The 16,590-nt window shown below is 66.8% G+C and carries 17 protein-coding genes; 11 read left to right on the top strand and 6 right to left on the bottom strand.

Annotation, left to right across the window (positions count from 1 at the left end; translation table 11 throughout):
• Positions 1-32 precede the first annotated feature (32 nt).
• Positions 33-848 carry an alpha/beta hydrolase gene (locus tag ACIPRI_RS21140; RefSeq protein ID WP_446623442.1) on the bottom strand — a complete coding sequence of 272 codons (816 nt, stop codon included), beginning with the start codon at positions 846-848 and terminating at the stop codon, positions 33-35.
• Positions 849-1,008: 160 nt separating this feature from the next.
• Between ACIPRI_RS21140 and ACIPRI_RS21135 the strand changes: the two genes are divergently transcribed.
• Complete coding sequence (locus tag ACIPRI_RS21135) at positions 1,009-3,210, top strand: Ig-like domain-containing protein (RefSeq protein ID WP_446623441.1); 2,202 nt, start codon at positions 1,009-1,011, stop codon at positions 3,208-3,210.
• A 32-nt stretch (positions 3,211-3,242) separates the two neighbouring features.
• Positions 3,243-3,548 carry an NIPSNAP family protein gene (locus ACIPRI_RS21130; protein ID WP_446623440.1) on the top strand — a complete coding sequence of 102 codons (306 nt, stop codon included), beginning with the start codon at positions 3,243-3,245 and terminating at the stop codon, positions 3,546-3,548.
• Positions 3,549-3,585: 37 nt separating this feature from the next.
• Here the strand turns inward: ACIPRI_RS21130 and ACIPRI_RS21125 are convergent, their stop codons facing one another.
• From ACIPRI_RS21125 to ACIPRI_RS21110, 4 genes are read right to left on the bottom strand one after another with little or no spacing between them, the layout of a single operon-like run.
• Positions 3,586-4,815 carry a Glu/Leu/Phe/Val dehydrogenase dimerization domain-containing protein gene (locus tag ACIPRI_RS21125; protein WP_446623439.1) on the bottom strand — a complete coding sequence of 410 codons (1,230 nt, stop codon included), beginning with the start codon at positions 4,813-4,815 and terminating at the stop codon, positions 3,586-3,588.
• A 34-nt stretch (positions 4,816-4,849) separates the two neighbouring features.
• On the bottom strand, positions 4,850-5,644 hold the full coding sequence (locus ACIPRI_RS21120; protein ID WP_446623438.1) for an ABC transporter ATP-binding protein: 795 nt from the start codon (positions 5,642-5,644) through the stop codon (positions 4,850-4,852).
• Positions 5,644-6,579, bottom strand: coding sequence for an ABC transporter permease (locus ACIPRI_RS21115; RefSeq protein WP_446623437.1), 936 nt, complete (start codon positions 6,577-6,579; stop codon positions 5,644-5,646). Before ACIPRI_RS21115 ends, ACIPRI_RS21120 begins: the two co-directional genes overlap by 1 nt.
• Before the next feature lie 15 nt (positions 6,580-6,594).
• Entirely contained in the window at positions 6,595-7,533 is a 939-nt protein-coding gene (locus ACIPRI_RS21110; protein WP_446623538.1) for an ABC transporter substrate-binding protein, read from the bottom strand.
• A 242-nt stretch (positions 7,534-7,775) separates the two neighbouring features.
• On the opposite strand from ACIPRI_RS21110, the gene ACIPRI_RS21105 reads away from it, so the two are divergent.
• Entirely contained in the window at positions 7,776-8,249 is a 474-nt protein-coding gene (locus ACIPRI_RS21105; protein ID WP_446623436.1) for an Lrp/AsnC family transcriptional regulator, read from the top strand.
• 6 nt (positions 8,250-8,255) lie between these two features.
• On the opposite strand, the gene ACIPRI_RS21100 is transcribed toward ACIPRI_RS21105, so the two are convergent.
• Positions 8,256-9,155, bottom strand: coding sequence for an NAD(P)-dependent oxidoreductase (locus ACIPRI_RS21100; protein WP_446623435.1), 900 nt, complete (start codon positions 9,153-9,155; stop codon positions 8,256-8,258).
• 116 nt (positions 9,156-9,271) lie between these two features.
• Here ACIPRI_RS21100 and ACIPRI_RS21095 point away from each other — a divergent pair, with 116 nt between their 5' ends.
• The 8 genes from ACIPRI_RS21095 to panC all read left to right on the top strand — a co-directional run bounded on the left by ACIPRI_RS21095 (position 9,272) and on the right by panC (position 16,421).
• Positions 9,272-9,625 (top strand): winged helix-turn-helix transcriptional regulator, encoded by a 354-nt coding sequence (locus tag ACIPRI_RS21095; RefSeq protein ID WP_446623434.1) that lies wholly within the window; start codon positions 9,272-9,274, stop codon positions 9,623-9,625.
• Positions 9,626-9,765: 140 nt separating this feature from the next.
• On the top strand, positions 9,766-10,743 hold the full coding sequence (locus tag ACIPRI_RS21090; RefSeq protein ID WP_446623537.1) for a TRAP transporter substrate-binding protein: 978 nt from the start codon (positions 9,766-9,768) through the stop codon (positions 10,741-10,743).
• A gap of 117 nt (positions 10,744-10,860) precedes the next feature.
• On the top strand, positions 10,861-11,355 hold the full coding sequence (locus tag ACIPRI_RS21085; RefSeq protein WP_446623433.1) for a TRAP transporter small permease: 495 nt from the start codon (positions 10,861-10,863) through the stop codon (positions 11,353-11,355).
• Positions 11,352-12,629 carry a TRAP transporter large permease gene (locus ACIPRI_RS21080; protein WP_446623432.1) on the top strand — a complete coding sequence of 426 codons (1,278 nt, stop codon included), beginning with the start codon at positions 11,352-11,354 and terminating at the stop codon, positions 12,627-12,629. The genes ACIPRI_RS21085 and ACIPRI_RS21080 overlap by 4 nt, the downstream gene beginning before the upstream one ends.
• Before the next feature lie 25 nt (positions 12,630-12,654).
• The gene (gene nadB / locus ACIPRI_RS21075; RefSeq protein ID WP_446623431.1) at positions 12,655-14,241 is read left to right on the top strand and encodes an L-aspartate oxidase; all 1,587 of its coding nucleotides are present in this window, start codon (positions 12,655-12,657) and stop codon (positions 14,239-14,241) included.
• 27 nt (positions 14,242-14,268) lie between these two features.
• Positions 14,269-14,670 (top strand): aspartate 1-decarboxylase, encoded by a 402-nt coding sequence (gene panD / locus ACIPRI_RS21070; protein ID WP_446623430.1) that lies wholly within the window; start codon positions 14,269-14,271, stop codon positions 14,668-14,670.
• An 8-nt stretch (positions 14,671-14,678) separates the two neighbouring features.
• On the top strand, positions 14,679-15,563 hold the full coding sequence (gene panB, locus ACIPRI_RS21065) for a 3-methyl-2-oxobutanoate hydroxymethyltransferase (RefSeq protein ID WP_446623429.1): 885 nt from the start codon (positions 14,679-14,681) through the stop codon (positions 15,561-15,563).
• A gap of 21 nt (positions 15,564-15,584) precedes the next feature.
• Positions 15,585-16,421 (top strand): pantoate--beta-alanine ligase, encoded by an 837-nt coding sequence (gene panC, locus ACIPRI_RS21060; protein WP_446623428.1) that lies wholly within the window; start codon positions 15,585-15,587, stop codon positions 16,419-16,421.
• Positions 16,422-16,590: the final 169 nt, after the last annotated feature.

Raw genomic sequence — 16,590 nt, 5'->3', positions numbered from 1 at the left:
ATGGTAGCAACCCGACAGAGCGAGCCGAAGCGCTAGCGCGGGCTGCGCGGCGCAGGCTCGCCGAGCAGGAAGTCGACAGCGCTGCGCCACCAGGCATCGTCGACATGCTGGAGCCAGTCGTTGTGGCCGGCGCCCCGAATCACCTCGAGCCGCTTGGGGCCTGCTGGCAACGCTTCGTACAAGGCCGTGCCAAAGCGTGCGGGAACGATGTGGTCACGCTCCGCGACGGCCACCAGCACGGGGCGGCCGGAGGTTGCGAGATGGGCGGCACTGTCGTAGCGGTCGCGCATCAACCAGCGCACGGGCAACCACGGATAGTGATGGGCCGCGACATGTTCGAGGGTGTCCCACGGCGTGATGAGCATCAGGGCCGCGACTTGCTCGCCTTGCCGCGCGGCGGCTGCCGCCACCACTGCGGCGCCCAGTGATTCACCGACAAGCAGCAACGGCGCGCCGTGCAGCCGATGGGCCAGCGCGATGCTCTGCTGCGCGTCCTCGACGAAGCTCGTTTCGCCCAACTCGCCTGCCCGCGGGCCATAGGCCGGGTATTCGGCCAGGATCACCCGCAGCCCGAGACGGGAGAGCGCGGCGGCGTAGTAGCCGCGATGCCCGGCATGGCCTGCGTTGCCATGGAACACGATGGCAGTGCCGCGCACGGGCCCACGCGGCTGTGCCACCAGGCCGCGAAACTCGCCCTCGGCCGGCCAGGCGGCGAGTCCGGGCGACACCATCTCGGCGACTCTGGCCCGGGCAGGGAAGTACAGCAGTCGGTCTTGAAGCATGGCGGACTCAGCCTGAACGATCGCGCAGGCCGAGAGCAGCCACGCCATGATCACGGCGGATTTCATGGGGGCCTTCTAACGCGAATCCGCGGCCAGCGGGCCGGACTAACCCTAACTGGCCCGGGGCACTGCGAGCCTATATAAACCCGTCGACGAGTCGCTCGCAGCCGACGCGTGCCAGTCAGCAAGCCATCAACCCACCCACAAATTCGGCAAGGAGACATCCATGCAGGCTCGACTCACGGTCCGTATCCAGGAACGCAGCTTCCCGTTCTTCAATGGCGATCGCCGCGCAACTCGGCTGGCCGCGCTGGCAGCAGCCCTGCTTGCCGCGCCTATCCTGGCATCGGCCGCCGGCGTCAGCGTGAAGCAGGACTTCTCCAGCCCGGCCACGAGTCCCTTCCCCAGCGACCGCTTCACCACGGCGGACTGGACGCAGAAGACCTTCAAGCGCGTCAATCTGCCGAAGCCGGACTGCGCCGTGGCGGTGTCCGACTGCGCCGACATCGCGGTCATCAACACGCTCGACGGCTTCAACACACAGCCGCGCATCACGGTGCCCTTCACCGGTGACATCGACCCGGCCAGCGTCAACAGCGACACGCTGTACCTGCTGAACCTGGGCGATACGCTGTCCGGCCGCGGCTTCGGCCAGAAGGTCGGCGTCAACCAGGTGTCCTGGGACGTCGCCGGCAAGACGCTGGTGGTCGAATCCGACGAACTGCTGCAGGAGCATTCGCGCTACGTGCTGGTGGTGACCAACGGCATTCGCGATGCGGCTGGAGACCCGATCGAAGGCGGTCCGTTCGGGCGCCTCGTCGGCGAGGCGCAGGACCCCGACGCGTCGGACTATCGCAAGGCCTTGCAGGACGCAGACCGCTGGGTCCGCCCGGGCCGCCACCGCGTGGTCGCGCTCAGCCTGTTCACCACGCAGAGCATCAGCGCCGACCTGCAGAAGATCCGGGATCAGATCAGGCGCTCCAATCCGGCCCCGATCAACTTCATGATCGGCAACACGGGCACGACGCGGGCCGTGTTCGAGACAGCTCAACTCGCCGGCATCCAGTGGATGCGACAGACCGGGACGGCACCTGTTTTCACGCCCTCGTTCGTGCCGACGCCCGCGCTCGAGGTGATTCCGGGCGCGGTCGGGCGCGTCGCCTTCGGCCAGTTCCGCTCGCCCGACTACATGAACGCGGACCGCGTCATCCCCACCACCGGCACCTTGCTCGGACACCCGGCGCCCCAGTCGGCCAACGATCTCGTGGTGGCGCTGTTCCTGCCGAGCGGCGCCCGCCCGCCGGGCGGCTGGCCCGTCGCGATCTTCGGCCACGGCTTCACCGACAGCATGTACGGCGCGCCATGGACCGTGGCGTCCGTGTTCGCATCCAGGGGCATCGCCACGATGGCGATCAGCGTCGTGGGCCACGGCGGCGGCCCAGCGGGCACCTTGAACGTGATCCCCAAGGCTGGCGGCGCACCGGTCGTCGTCCCGTCCGGGGGGCGCGGCTTCGACCAGGACGGCAATGGCGCCATCGACTCGACCGAAGGCGTGGGCGCGGTGGGCGCCATGTCCATCGTGTCCAGCCGCGATGGCCTGCGCCAGACCGTGGTCGACCTGATGCAGCTGGTGCGGCAGATCCAGAGCGGCATCGACGTCGAGGGCGACGGCTCGGTCGACATCGACAAGAGCCGCATCTACTACGCGGGCCAGTCCTTCGGCGGCATCTACGGCACGATCTTCCTCGGGATGGAGGGCGCAGTCAGGGCGGGCGTGCCCAACGTGCCGGGCGGCTCGATCACCGAGGTGGCGCGCATGGGCGCCTTCCGGGTGCTGACCGCAGTGTCGCTGGCAACGCGCCAGCCGCAATTGCTCAACCTGCCGCCGACGCCGAACCTGCCGCCGCCGCTCAACCTGAACTTCAACGAGAACATCCCGCTGCGCGACGTGGCACCGCTGGTGAACACGGTGCCGGGCGCCACGGCGATCCAGAAGGTGCTGGAGAACAACGAGTGGGTTCAGCAGGCGGGCAACCCGGTGTCGTATGCGCCGTACATCCGCAAGCACCCCTTGCCCGGCAACGGCGCCAAGCCGGTGATCGTGCAGTTTGCCAAGGGTGACACCACGGTGCCCAACCCGACGAGCAGTGCGCTCGTTCGCGCGGGGCAGCTGCAGGACCGCACCCTGTACTTCCGCAACGACCTGGCCTATGCGGCGACCGGCGGCGCCATTCCGAAGAACCCGCACACCTTTCTCACCAATATCGGCATCCCGGCCGCCGCACCGCTGGCGGTGGCGGCACAGACGCAGATTGCCCTGTTCTTCGCGACCGACGGTGCACAGCTCATCGACCCGGATGGCGCCGGGGCGCTGTTCGAAATGCCGATCAGCCTGCCCCTGCCAGAATCGCTCAATTTCCTGCCTTGAGCTTTTGCTTGCCGGAAGGCTCACCCCAATCCATGGTCACCTGCTACCTGCGCTACGTCATCGATCCGTTCAAGCTCAAGGAATTCGAGCACTACGGAAAGCTCTGGATCCCTCTGGTCGAGAAATTCGGCGGAAAGCACCACGGCTACTTCCTGCCGTCGGAAGGCGCGAACAACATCGCACTGGCCATGTTCACCTTTCCGAGCCTGGCGGCCTACGAGGAATACCGCGCGCTGTCGGCCAAGGATGCGCCGTGCCAGGCGGCGTTCAAGTACGCCGAAGACACGCGCTGCATCCTCAGCTACGAACGCAGCTTCTTCCGGCCTGTGTTCGAGTGACGTGCCGGGCGGCCCCGCCCGCCCGCGCGCGCCTCATTCAAACCAGCTGCGTCAGCGCGTTCTCGAACGCCGTGCGAGCGATGCCCGTGCGCTCACTGGAGCGCGCATGGCAGCGCTCCAGCGCCGCTGCCACGGTGGCCGACACGTCGCCGAAGATCGCTTGGTCGGAGATCTCGACGTCGCCCTGCATCAGGAACGCGAAGGCGCGCGCCATGCCGCAGTTGGCGATGAAATCGGGGATCACCGCTACGCGTGAATCGGCGTGCTCGTAGATCGGGCCGTAGAAGATCTCGCGATCGGCAAAGGGCACGTTGGCGCCGCTGGCGACCACTTCGAGCCCGCCCTCGATCAGCTGCTCGACCTGCTGCTGCGTCACCAGGCGCGAGCCGGCGCAGGGCAGGAAGATGTCGGCGCCCACGCGCCACACACGGGCGTTGATCTCCTCGAACGACAGCAGGCCCTTGCCGGCGGCGAGCTGGTTGCCCTTCTTGTCGAGGAAGAGCTGTCGAATCTCATCGAAGCTGAAGCCTTCCGGCTTGAGCAGACCGCCCTCGCGGTCGATGATGCCGACCACGCGCGCACCGGCCTGCGCCAGGTAATACGCCGCCGTCGAGCCGACGTTGCCCCAGCCTTGCACAACGACGCGCTTGCCCGCCACCTGGCCACCGTACAGCCGGTAGTAGTGCAGCACCGATTCGGCCACGCCCCAGCCGGTGATCAGATCGGCCACCAGGTACTTGCGCGCCGGCTCGGGCGAGTAGCGCGGGTCCTCGACCACCTTGGCCACGCCCATGCGCAGCTGGCCCACCTTCTGGATGCGCTCGCTCTCGCTGGGTACGAAGTGGCCGTTGACGACGCCCTCCTGCGGGTGCCACAGGCCGTAGCTCTCGGTGATCGGGATCACCTCGTGCACCTCGTCGACGTTCAGGTCGCCGCCGGTGCCGTAGTAGGTCTTGAGCAGCGGCGTGACAGCCTTGTACCAGCGCTTGAGCACGTCGTTCTTGCGCGGATCGGCCGGGTCGAAGTCGATGCCTGACTTGGCGCCGCCGATGGCGGGACCGGACACGCTGAACTTGACCTCCATCGTCTTGGCCAGCGACTCGACCTCGCGCCGGTCCAGGCCCGGGCGCATGCGCGTGCCGCCGCCGGCGGCCCCACCGCGCAGGGAATTGATGACGACCCAGCCCTTGGCGGGCGTTTCTGCGTCGTGCCATTCAAAAACGATCTCAGGCGCCTTGTTCTCGAAACGGTTCAGCAGTTCTTTCATCTCTGTCTTTCAAAAATTCGGTGATCCGGTGCGTTCAGGCAAGCAGCAGCTTGTCGTCGTCGAGCTTCTCGCCGCGGGTCTTCTCGAACATGTGCAAGAGGTCGGGCACGTCCATGCCGGCGCGCTCGGCGCCCGCCACGTCGAGGATCACGCGGCCCTCGTGCAGCATCACCGTGCGGCTGCCGTAGTCGAGTGCCTGGCGCATGCTGTGCGTGACCATCATGGCCGTCAGCTTGCCGGCCTCGACGATCTTCGCGGTGAGTTCCAGCACGAAGGCGGCCGTCTTCGGATCGAGCGCCGCGGTGTGTTCGTCCAGCAGCAGGATGCGCGAGGGCTGCAGCGAGGCCATCAGCAGGCTCACGGCCTGGCGCTGGCCGCCCGAGAGCAGCCCCATGCGGTCGGCCAGGCGGTTCTCCAGGCCGAGATTGAGGATGCTGAGCTTTTCGCGAAAGATCTCGCGCAGCTTGCCCGTCAGCGAAAAGCCGAAGCCGCGGCGCGCGCCCCGCTTCCACGCCAGCGCCATGTTCTCCTCGATGGTCAGCGCTTCGCAGGTGCCGGCCATCGGGTCCTGGAAAACGCGTGCGACCAGGTCGGAGCGCTGCCAGGCCGAGCGGCGGGTGACGTCCGCATCGTCGATGTGGAGGGTTCCGCGATCGACCATCAGGTCGCCGCTGATGGCATTCAGGAAGGTCGACTTGCCGGCCCCGTTGGAGCCGATGACGGTGACGAACTGCCCCGTGGGAATGTTCAGGTCGAGCCCCCGCAGCACCCGGTTCTCGATCGGGGTTCCGGGATTGAAGGTGATCTCCAGGCCTTTGGCGCGCAGCATTACTTGGCCTCCTTGACGGCAGCGACTGCCGGGTTGCTGTTGCGAGCGCCCGGCCACAGGCCGGCCAGCTTGCGCTTGTAGCTGGGGACGAGCAGCGCGAACGCGACCAGCACGGCAGTCACCAGGTTCAGGTCCTGGGCCTGCAGGCCGATGAAGTCGCTGTTCAGTGCCAGCGCGATGAAGAAGCGGTAGAGCACCGCGCCGAGCACGCAGGCCAGCGTGGTGACGATCAGGCTGCGCGCTGGCAGGATGGTCTCGCCGATGATCACCGCGGCCAGGCCGACCACGATCGTTCCGATGCCCATCGAGATGTCCGCCCCGCCCTGCGACTGCACGAATAGCGCCCCGGCCAGCGCGACCAGGCCGTTCGACAGCGCCAGGCCCCACACCGTCAGCCTGTCCGTCGAGATGCCCTGCGCGCGTGCCATGCGCGGGTTGCCGCCGGTGGCGCGCATCGCCAGCCCGGTTTCCGAGGCGAAGAACAGGTCGATCAGGATCTTGGCGACCGCCACGATCACCAGCAGCACCAGGGGCTTGAGCCAGTAGTCGGGCATGCCGCCGAACTCGACCAGGGTGAACACCGTGGGATCGTTGATCAGCGCCACGTTGGGCTTGCCCATGATGCGCAGGTTGATCGAGTACAGCGCAATCATCACCAGGATGCTGGCGAGCAGCTGCATGATGCGCAGCCGCACGTTGAGCCAGGCGGTGAGGTAGCCGGACATGGCGCCGGCAAGAATCGCCGCCGCCGTTGCGGCAAAGGGGTTCCAGCCCGCGACGATCAGCGCCGCGGCCACGGCGCCGCCGAGCGGGAAGCTGCCGTCGACCGTCAGGTCCGGGAAATTGATGATGCGAAACGAGAGATAGACGCCCAGCGCGACCAGCCCGAATATCAGGCCGATCTCGATGGCGCCCAGGGAGGCAATGAGCGACATGTCCGATGCGCCCGCTTACTTGACCACCACCTTGGCCGACTTGACGAGCTCGTCCGAGAGCGTCACGCCCTGCTTCTGCGCGGCACCCGGATTCACATGCAGTTCGAAGTTGTTGCTGGTCTGCGAGGCGATCGTGCCGGGCGCCTGGCCATTGAGGATGCGCACGACGATCTTGCCGGTCTGCTGGCCGATGTCGTAGTAGTTCAGGCCCAGCGCCGCCACGGCGCCGCGCTTGACGGCGTCGGTGTCCGCCGCGACCACCGGGATCTTGGCCTGCTGGGCCACCTTGACGATGCCTTCGAAGGCCGACATCACGTTGTTGTCGGTGGGCGCGTAGATCACGTCGACCTTGCCGACCAGGCTCTGCGCGGCGCTGGCCACGTCGACGGTGCGCGCGGCGGCGCCCTCCACCAGCGTCATGCCGGCAGCCGGCGCCGCCTTCTTCAGCGCATCGACGATCGACACCGAGTTCGCTTCGCCCGGGCTGTAGATCACGCCGACGCGCTTGGCATTGGGCACGACGCGCTTGATCAGTTCGAGGTGCTTGTCCAGCGGCGACAGATCGGACACGCCGGTAACGTTGGTGCCCGACGCCTCCCAGGTCTTGACCAGCTTGGCCGCGACCGGGTCGGTCACCGCGCTGTAGACGACCGGGATGTCCTTGCTGGCGGCGACCACGGCCTGCGCCGACGGCGTGGCGATGGCGACGATCACGTCCGGCCGTGCGCCGACGAACTTGCGGGCGATCTGCGCCGCCGTACCGTTGTTGCCTTGCGCGGACTGGTACTCGAACTTCAGGTTCTTGCCGGCTTCAAAACCGGCGGACTTCAGCTCGTCCTTGACGCCATCACGCACGGCGTCGAGCGCCTTGTGTTCGACGATGGCGGTGACGGCCACCGATTTCTCGGCGGCAAAGATCGGCGCGGCGGCGACGGTCGCGGCGGCAGCAGCCATCAGGGCCAGGGAAGAACGCAGGAAAGAATGTTGCACGTTGAAGTCCTTGTGGGAAATAGTCGGCGAGGTTCAATTGAGGGAAAGCCACCCCGAGCGGGAATCTGTTTGACGCCCTTGTGTGAGCTGCTTTCCAGGACGAGAAGTGTGAACTTCGGCACGAAAAATCGGCTTTCATCGCGCGTCAGGGCGAACCCTCGGTCAAGCAAGATAATTGCGCCATCAAAGCGCAGCAGGAGATGAACTTGCACGAGATTGAATTCGACCGTATCGACCGCAAGATCCTCGCGTTCCTGCAAGAGCACGGACGCGCGTCCAACCTGGAGCTGGCCGAAGCCGCCGGCCTGTCGCCGGCGCAATGCCATCGCCGCCACCGGCGGCTGGAAGAGGCCGGCTTCATCGCGGGCTACGAGACGCGCCTGGCACCCGCCCGGCTCGACCTGCACGTGGTGGCCTTCATCCTCGTCGCGATGGAAAAGGGCCACATTCGCGACCTGTCGAAATTCACCGACCTGGTGATGGGCATGCCGGAGGTGCTGGAGTGCTACTCCATCACCGGCGACTTCGACTTCATGATCAAGGTCATTGCGCGCGACCTGAAGGGGCTGTCGCACTTCCTGATCGACAAGCTGATGCGCATGCCGGGCGTCGACAGCGTGCGGTCCAGCGTCTGCCTGGAAGAGTTCAAGTGCACGAACGCGCTGCCATTGCCCGAGTAGCCCGCCTCAAGGACGACTGAGGGCAGAACCCGCCTGCGGCGCAGCCCGCACCACCTTGATCAATGCCGCGAGCTCCTGGTCCGCCAGCCCTGCCCTGTCGGCACGCTGGAACAGCCCGTCGATGAACGCGGGAATCTCGGCATTGATGCCGGACGCCCTGGAACTCAGAAGAATGCGCCGCGTGGCCTCGATCGAGATTCGCATCGGGCTCTCGGAGATCGTGAAGTCGCCGCTCTGGATCACCGCGCCTTCATGCTTGAAGAAGGCGCCGAAGGTGGGCGAGATGTCGGCCACCAGCTTGCCGAAGACGCCGACGTCCAGGCCCTGCGTCTCGGCGATCAGTGCGCCCTGGATGAAGCCGGCGGTGGCCCCGTACACATACGACAGCGTGGCCAGGTCCATGGTGGCCGCCGCTTCGATCTTGTCGCCCAGGAAGGCGATGTTGCCCGCCAGGTCCTTCAAGACCTCCTGCACCGAGGCGTAGACCGCCGAATCGCCCGACAGCAGCACGGGCGTGTCCGCCTGGCCCATCTGGCTGGGCGCGGCCTGGATCGCGCCGTCGAGGTAGGCCGCGCCCTGCTTGTGCGCCCATGCCAGCGCCTCGCGCGCTTCCTCGGGGCTGCCAGTCGTGAGTTGCACCAGGATCTTCCCGTCCAGGGCCTGTGCCACTTCGGGCGATTGCAGGACGGCCTTCGCAGCGCCGTAGTCGTACACGCACATCACCACCAGCTTGCTGGCACGGATCGCGTCCGCCGCGGTCGCAGCGAGCGTCGCGCCCTGGGCGACCAGCGCGTCGGCCTTGCCCGCACTGCGGTTCCAGACCGTGACGCGACGGCCGCGCTCCACGAACAGGCGGGCGATCGCGAAGCCCATGGAACCAAGGCCGAGCACAGTGACTGAATTCATGAGAAGCACCCCGTTGTGTGAGAAGGGCTCGATCCTGAAATTTCGCTTGCCTATCGTCAAGTACCTACAATAATGTTAGGTACTTACCAAATGGTTAGTGACAAGGAGAAGAAGACATGGCGCAACGACCGACCAACTGCGGCGTGGGCCCCGCTTTCGAGGTCATAGGGGGCAAATGGAAAGCAGTCATCCTGTGGGAGCTTCAGGAAGGCCCCAAACGCTTCGGGGAGCTTCGTCGTCTCATCGAGGGCGTGAGCGAGAAGATGCTCATCCAGCAGCTGCGCGAACTCGAGCTGGACGGGCTGGTCGACCGGCACGTATTCCACGAGGTCCCGCCCAAGGTCGAATACAGCGTCACCGCCCTGGGCAAGACCTTGAACAAGGCCATGGGCCCGCTGGCCGATTGGGGCGAAAAGTACCAGCGCACGCAGGCGCAGCGCGCGGCCGCGCCTTCAAAGAAAAAGGCTTGATGCGCTCGGCATCGCGTCCGTGAAAGGCGTCCGTGAAAGCCCCGACTGCGAAAGCTGCTGCGCTGCGGCATAGTAACCGGTTTCACCCAGCGGGCCCGCCCCGCTTTCTTGCAGTCAACTCTGGAGACTTCCCCATGAATTTGAGCCTGAGCCGACTGGCCGTTGGCCTGGTTGTTGGTCTTGGTATCGCAAGCGCTTCCCTCGCGCAGACGACGATGAAGATCAGCATCTCGACCTCGCAGAACTCGCACCAGGGCGTGGCCATCGACACCTTCGCCAAGGAAGTCGCCGCGCGCACCAACGGCCGCTACAAGGTCGAGACCTTCTACAACGGCAGCCTGGGCGGCGAGCGCGAGTCGATCGAGGCGGTGCAGCTGGGCACGCAGGAACTGGCCTTCAGCTCCACCGGCCCGGTGCCCAACTTCGTGCCCGAGGCCAAGATCCTCGACGTGCCCTTCCTGTTCACCGACAAGGCGCATGCCCGCGCCGTGCTCGACGGCCCCATCGGCCAGGACATGCTGACCAAGTTCGATGCCAAGGGCTTCAAGGCGCTGGCCTGGGCCGAGAACGGCTTTCGCCACATGACCAACAGCAAGCGTGACGTAAAGGCACCTGAAGACCTCAAGGGCCTGAAGATGCGCACGATGGAAAACCCGGTGCACATCGCCGCCTACAAGGGCTTCGGCATCATCACCACGCCGATGGCCTTCCCGGAGGTCTTCACCGCCCTGCAGCAGGGCACGGTGGACGGCCAGGAGAACCCGCTGCCCGTCATCATCTCGGCCAAGTTCGACCAGGTGCAAAAGCACCTGACGCTCACCGGCCACGTCTATTCGCCGGCCATCTTCCTGATGAACAAGGCGAGCTTCGACAAGCTGAGCGCCGCCGACAAGCAGGCCTTCCTGGATGCCGCCAAGGAAGGCACCAAGGCCAACCGCGCGCGTGTCGATTCGGACGACGCCAAGGGCGTGGCCGACCTGCGCGCCAAGGGCATGACGGTGATCGAGACGGTCGACAAGACCAAGTTCATTGCCGCCCTGGCACCGGTCAACGCCGACTTCGAAAAGCAGTTCGGCAAGGCCAACCTCGACAAGATCCGCAACTACAAAGCGCAGTGAGCCCTGGCCGCGACCCAGTCGCGGCAGCTCGCGCCCGCAGGAGCGCCCCCGGCGCCGGCGGGCGCTTTTGCTTTTTTCCTTCTTCCTGACTGCTGCTTCCTTCATGCATCTTCCAAGATGAAATCCCTCATCCTTCGCATCGACCGCGCCAGCACCGCGCTGGCCATGGCCGTCGCCTGCTTCATGCTGGTGGTCGCCTCCTCGCTGGGCATGTTCCAGATCGTCACCCGCTTCGTGCTCGAGCAGCCCGCCGAGTGGTCCGAGATCCTGATCCGCGTGAGCCTCATCTGGATGGTGTTCATGGGCATCCCCATGGCCTTTCGCCAGGGCGCCATGGTCAGCGTGGACGTGCTGTACCGCTGGAGCCCGCCGAAGGCGCGCCGTGTGCTCGACTGGCTGGTCTGCCTGGCGGCGCTGGCGCTCATCGGCGTCATCGTCTGGTGGGGCTGGGACTACGCCAAGCGCGGCGGCGTGCAGACCATGGCCGGGCTCGAATCCGTGTCGATGTTCTGGGCCTACCTGGCACTGCCGGTGGGCGGCCTTTTCTCGGTGGTGGGCATCGTGGCCAACCTGATCGACCCGCAGCGCAACGAGCTGGAGACCGCGCAATGACCTCAGTGATGATTTCCACCATGGTGCTGTGCTTCGCACTCACCGTGTCGGTGGCCGTGTCGATCGGTCTGGCCTCGGTGCTGGGCATCCAGGCCAGCAACGCCAACATGCTCCTTTCGGTGAAGGAGATGTTCAACGCCATCAACAAGTTTCCGCTGGCGGCCATCCCCTTCTTCATCCTGGCGGGCAACCTGATGGAAACCGGCGGCATCTCGCGCCGCCTGGTCGAATTTGCCAAGAGCCTGGTGGGCGGCGTGCAGGGCGGCCTGCCCATGACCTGCGTGCTCACCTGCATGATCTTCGCGGCGGTGTCGGGCTCTTCGGTGGCCACCACCTTCGCGATCGGCGCGATCCTGATCCCGGCCCTCATCAAGCACGGCTACCCGACCAGCTACGCGGCGGCACTGCAGGCCACCAGCGCGGAGCTGGGCGTGATCATCCCGCCCTCGATCCCGATGATTCTTTACGGCGTGAGCGCCGAGGTGTCGATCGGCGAGCTGTTCATTGCCGGCTTCGGCCCGGGCATCCTGATCAGCCTGGCGCTGATGGCCTTCGTCTGGGTGTATTGCAAATGGAAGGGCTGGGGCAAGAACGACGGCGATGGGCGCCTGCGCGTGTGGCCGGCCACCAAGCAGGCCAGCTGGGCCCTGCTGATGCCCGTCATCATCCTGGGCGGCATCTACGGCGGCATCTTCACGCCGACCGAGGCTTCGGCCGTGGCGGTGTTCTATGCGCTGGTGGTGGGCATGGTGATCTACCGCGAGATCAAGCCGGCGCAGCTCTACGCCGTGCTGAAGAAATCGGTGGTGTCCTCGTCGGTGATCATGTTCATCATCGCCAACGCCGGACTGTTCGCCTTCCTGATCACCCGCGCCGGCGTGCCGGACGCCATCGGCCACTGGCTGCAGGAAGTGCTCAAGACCCCCGCCTACTTCCTCCTGGGCGTGAACGCGGCGCTGTTCATCATCGGCATGTTCATCGAGACCAGCGCGGCCATCATCGTGCTGGCCCCGATCCTGGCGCCGGTGGCAATGCACTTCGGCATCGACCCGGTGCACTTCGGGCTGGTGATGGTGGTGAACCTGGCACTGGGCATGATCACGCCGCCCTTCGGCGTGAACCTGTTCGCTGCGTGTACAGTGGCGCGCATCTCGCTGGACCAGATCGTCAGGCACCTGATTCCCTTCGTGCTGGTGATCCTGGGCTGCCTGATGGTGATCACCTACGTGCCGGAAATCTCCCTCGCGCTGCGCGACCTGGTCTACGCGAAGTGAGGCAAATCATTACTCCTTCTTCTCGATGGCATCCCTGGACTTTGACGTTCTCATCGTCGGCAGCGGCCTGGCCGGCCTGTCGGCCGCGCTGCACCTGGCCGCCACGCACCGCGTGGCGGTCATCACCAAGGGGCGGCTGAACGACGGCGCCAGCCAGTGGGCGCAAGGCGGCATTGCCGCCGTGCTGGCAGAGGGCGACAGCTTCAAAGCCCATGTGGACGACACCCTGGTGGCCGGCGCCGGCCTGTGCGACGAGGAGGCCACCCGCTTCGTGGTGGAGCGCGCGCCCCAATCCATCGCCTGGCTGCGCGCGCTGGGCGTGCCATTCACCGAAGAAGACGGCGCCCTGCACCTGACACGCGAGGGCGGCCACAGCCAGCGCCGCATCGTGCACGCCACCGATGCCACCGGCGCGGCCGTGCAGCAGAGCCTGATCGAGGCGGTGCGCGGCACGGCCAACATCACGCTGTTCGAAGGCCACATGCTGGTGGACCTGATCACCGGTGCCAAGCTGGGCCTGGCCACCAACGACTGCCTGGGCCTGTACGCGCTGGACAACGCCAGCGGTGAAGTGCGCACCTTCCGCGCGCCGCACACGGTGCTGGCCACCGGCGGCGCCGGCAAGGTGTACCTCTACACCACCAACCCCGACAGCGCCACCGGCGACGGCATTGCCGCGGCCTGGCGTGCCGGCTGCCGGGTGTCGAACATGGAGTTCATCCAGTTCCACCCGACTTGCCTCTACCACCCCTATGCCAAGTCCTTCCTGATCAGCGAGGCGGTGCGCGGCGAAGGCGGCCTGCTCAAGCTGCCGCCGGCGCTGGGCGGCACGCGCTTCATGCCGGCACATGACGAGCGGGCCGAGCTGGCGCCGCGCGACGTGGTGGCGCGCGCCATCGACTTCGAGATGAAGAAGCACGGCCTGGATTGCGTGCACCTCGATATCTCTCACCAGAGCCCGGAGTTCCTGCGCGAGCACTTCCCCAACATCCTGGCGCGCTGCGCGCAGCTGGGCCTGGACATCACGCGCGAGCCCATTCCGGTGGTGCCGGCGGCCCACTACACCTGCGGCGGCGTGCTGGCCGACCTGGCCGGCCGCACCGATCTGCCGGGCCTGTACGCCATCGGCGAAACCGCCTGCAGCGGCCTGCATGGCGCGAACCGCCTGGCCAGCAATTCGCTGCTGGAATGCATGGTGTTCGCCCAAGCCGCGGCCGGCGCCATCGCCGCCGCCCCGGCGAGCCCGCCGCCCGCGCTGCCGGCCTGGGACCACAGCCGCGTCAGCGACGCCGACGAGGCCGTGGTGGTCTCGCACAACTGGGACGAACTGCGCCGCTTCATGTGGGACTACGTGGGCATCGTGCGCACCAACAAGCGGCTGGAGCGCGCCGCGCACCGCATCGAATTGCTGACGCGCGAGATTGCCGAGTTCTATGGCAACTTCCGCATCAGCCAGGACCTGCTGGAGCTGCGCAACCTGGTGCAGGTCGCCGAACTGATCGTGCGCAGCGCCCAGCTGCGCCACGAGAGCCGCGGCCTGCATTTCAATCGCGACTATCCTTCGCTCGCCGAAAACGCGGCGCCAACCGTGCTGGCGCCGGTTGCACCCTGATACAACAGCCCTGTCCATTCACCCGCCATGTTCCGCACTCTGCTCAAGTCGAAGATCCATCGCGTCGCCGTCACCGATTGCGAATTGCATTACGAAGGTTCCTGCGCCATCGACGAAGACCTGCTCGATGCGGCCGGCATGGCCGAGAACGAGCAGGTGCACATCTGGAACATCAACAACGGCGAGCGCTTCGTGACCTACGCGATCCGCGGCGAGCGCGGCACCGGGATCATTTCCGTCAACGGTTCGGCCGCGCGCCGGGCGTCGGTGGGCGACCTGATCATCATTGCCGCCTTCGGCCTGGTGCCGGAGGACCAGGTGGCCAGCCACCGGCCCAAGCTGGTGTTCGTGGACGGCGCCAACCGCATCCAGGAAGAGCGCGCCCACGTTCCGGTCCAGGCCGCTTCGGCCGAAACCATCGCCGCCTGAGGCACGCCATGTCGACCGCCGCGTCCCCCGAATCGGCCACGCCCTACGGCACCTTGCCACCCGCCGCCGTCCCCGCGCTGCGCAAGCCGGTGAGCCTTCCGCGCCTGGCAGACATGCATGCGCGCGGCGAGAAGATCACCATGCTGACCGCCTACGACGCCACCTTCGCCGCCATGGCCGATGCGGCGGGCGTCGAATGCCTGCTGGTGGGCGACTCGGTCGGCATGGTCTGCCAGGGCCTGCCCAGCACCGTGGGCGTGACCCTGGACACCATGCGCTATCACACCGAATCCGTCTCGCGCGGCGTGCGGCGCGTGCAGGGCACCGCCTGGGTGATCGCCGACCTGCCCTTCGGCAGCTACCAGCAATCGCGTGAACAGGCCCTTGCCAGCGCGACGGTGCTGATGCAGGCCGGCGCCCACATGGTCAAGCTGGAGGGCGGCGGCTGGACGGCCGACACGGTGCGCTTCTTGGTGGAACGCGGCATTCCGGTGTGCGCGCATCTTGGCCTCACGCCGCAGACGGTGCACGCGCTGGGCGGCTATCGCGTGCAGGGCCGGGATGAAGCGGCCGCGGCCCTGCTGCGCCAGCACGCCCTCGAATTGCAGGATGCCGGCGCCTCGATGCTGGTGCTGGAAATGGTGCCCGCCGCACTTGCCGCGGCGCTCACGCAGGAGCTCGCGCGCTGCGCCACCATCGGCATCGGCGCCGGCCGCGGCACCGCCGGGCAGGTGCTGGTACTGCACGACATGCTGGGCATCCACCTGGGCAAGGTGCCGAGGTTCGTGCGCAACTTCATGGCCGGCAGCGCCGGCATTGCGCAGGCGCTCGAAGCCTATGTGCGCGCCGTCAAGGACGGCAGCTTTCCCGACGACTCACTGCACGCCTGGTAGGCCTCTCGCCCCGGACATTCCATGCTTATCGCCCGCACCATCGACGAATTGCGTCAACACCTCGGCGCCTTTCAACGCCCCGCCTTCGTGCCCACCATGGGCAATCTGCATGACGGCCATCTGGACCTGGTTCGCCGGGCCGTACCACTGGGCGATGTCACGGTCGCCAGCATCTTCGTCAACCGCCTGCAGTTCCTGCCGCACGAGGACTTCGACACGTACCCGCGCACCTGGGACAGCGACTGCGAGAAGCTGCGCAATGCGGGTTGCGATGTGCTGTTTGCGCCCGACGAAAAAGCGCTCTACCCCGAGCCGCAGACTTGCAAGGTGCACCCCGACCCGGCCCTGGCTGACATCCTCGAAGGCCATTTCAGGCCTGGCTTCTTCGTCGGCGTGTGCACGGTGGTCATGAAGCTCTTTTCCTGCGTGCAACCGCGCGTGGCCCTGTTCGGCAAGAAGGACTACCAGCAGCTCATGATCGTGCGCCACATGGTGCGCCAGTTCGCGCTGCCGATCGAGATCGTGGGCGTCGAAACGCGGCGCGCCGACGACGGCCTGGCGCTGTCGTCGCGCAACGGCTACCTGAGCGAAGCGGAGCGCGCGGAGGCGGTTCAGTTGTCGAAGGCGCTGCACGGCATGGCCGACGCAGTTCGCTCGGGCGAGCGCGACCTGGCGGGCATCGAAACGCGCGCCATGGAAGCACTCAAGCAGCGCGGCTGGCAGCCGGACTACCTGGTCCTGCGCCGGCGCGCCGACCTGCAGGCGCCTTCGGCCGGCGAGCCGCTGGTCGCGCTGGGCGCAGCGCGCCTGGGAAGCACGCGGCTGATCGACAACTTGGAAATCGACGCGAAGCTCTGATTTTCCGCTTGGCGGTTTGGTAGGCGATTGAGTGCTGGGACGCGGCAAAGGCCTGCGTGCCCCTGCGCCGGCGCTTCGCTCGGGCGGGGGGGGGGGGGGGGGGGGCCCCCCCCCGCGGGGGGGGGGGGGGCCCCCCCCCCCCCCCCCCGCCCCGCCCCCCCCGGCCCCC

This window comes from Variovorax sp. LARHSF232 (assembly GCF_052871435.1).
This window is presented reverse-complemented; position numbering and strand designations above follow the sequence as displayed.

Excerpts from the sequence above, each read along its gene's own strand:
- ACIPRI_RS21135 (WP_446623441.1), top strand. The coding sequence starts at position 1,009 with ATGCAGGCTCGACTCACGGTCCGTATCCAGGAACGCAGCTTCCCGTTC.
- ACIPRI_RS21125 (WP_446623439.1), bottom strand. The coding sequence starts at position 4,815 with ATGAAAGAACTGCTGAACCGTTTCGAGAACAAGGCGCCTGAGATCGTT.
- ACIPRI_RS21095 (WP_446623434.1), top strand. The coding sequence starts at position 9,272 with ATGGCGCAACGACCGACCAACTGCGGCGTGGGCCCCGCTTTCGAGGTC.
- nadB (WP_446623431.1), top strand. The coding sequence starts at position 12,655 with ATGGCATCCCTGGACTTTGACGTTCTCATCGTCGGCAGCGGCCTGGCC.
- ACIPRI_RS21100 (WP_446623435.1), bottom strand. The coding sequence starts at position 9,155 with ATGAATTCAGTCACTGTGCTCGGCCTTGGTTCCATGGGCTTCGCGATC.
- ACIPRI_RS21120 (WP_446623438.1), bottom strand. The coding sequence starts at position 5,644 with ATGCTGCGCGCCAAAGGCCTGGAGATCACCTTCAATCCCGGAACCCCG.
- ACIPRI_RS21085 (WP_446623433.1), top strand. The coding sequence starts at position 10,861 with ATGAAATCCCTCATCCTTCGCATCGACCGCGCCAGCACCGCGCTGGCC.
- panB (WP_446623429.1), top strand. The coding sequence starts at position 14,679 with ATGTCGACCGCCGCGTCCCCCGAATCGGCCACGCCCTACGGCACCTTG.
- ACIPRI_RS21130 (WP_446623440.1), top strand. The coding sequence starts at position 3,243 with ATGGTCACCTGCTACCTGCGCTACGTCATCGATCCGTTCAAGCTCAAG.
- ACIPRI_RS21140 (WP_446623442.1), bottom strand. The coding sequence starts at position 848 with ATGAAATCCGCCGTGATCATGGCGTGGCTGCTCTCGGCCTGCGCGATC.
- ACIPRI_RS21115 (WP_446623437.1), bottom strand. The coding sequence starts at position 6,579 with ATGTCGCTCATTGCCTCCCTGGGCGCCATCGAGATCGGCCTGATATTC.
- ACIPRI_RS21110 (WP_446623538.1), bottom strand. The coding sequence starts at position 7,533 with ATGGCTGCTGCCGCCGCGACCGTCGCCGCCGCGCCGATCTTTGCCGCC.
- panC (WP_446623428.1), top strand. The coding sequence starts at position 15,585 with ATGCTTATCGCCCGCACCATCGACGAATTGCGTCAACACCTCGGCGCC.
- panD (WP_446623430.1), top strand. The coding sequence starts at position 14,269 with ATGTTCCGCACTCTGCTCAAGTCGAAGATCCATCGCGTCGCCGTCACC.
- ACIPRI_RS21080 (WP_446623432.1), top strand. The coding sequence starts at position 11,352 with ATGACCTCAGTGATGATTTCCACCATGGTGCTGTGCTTCGCACTCACC.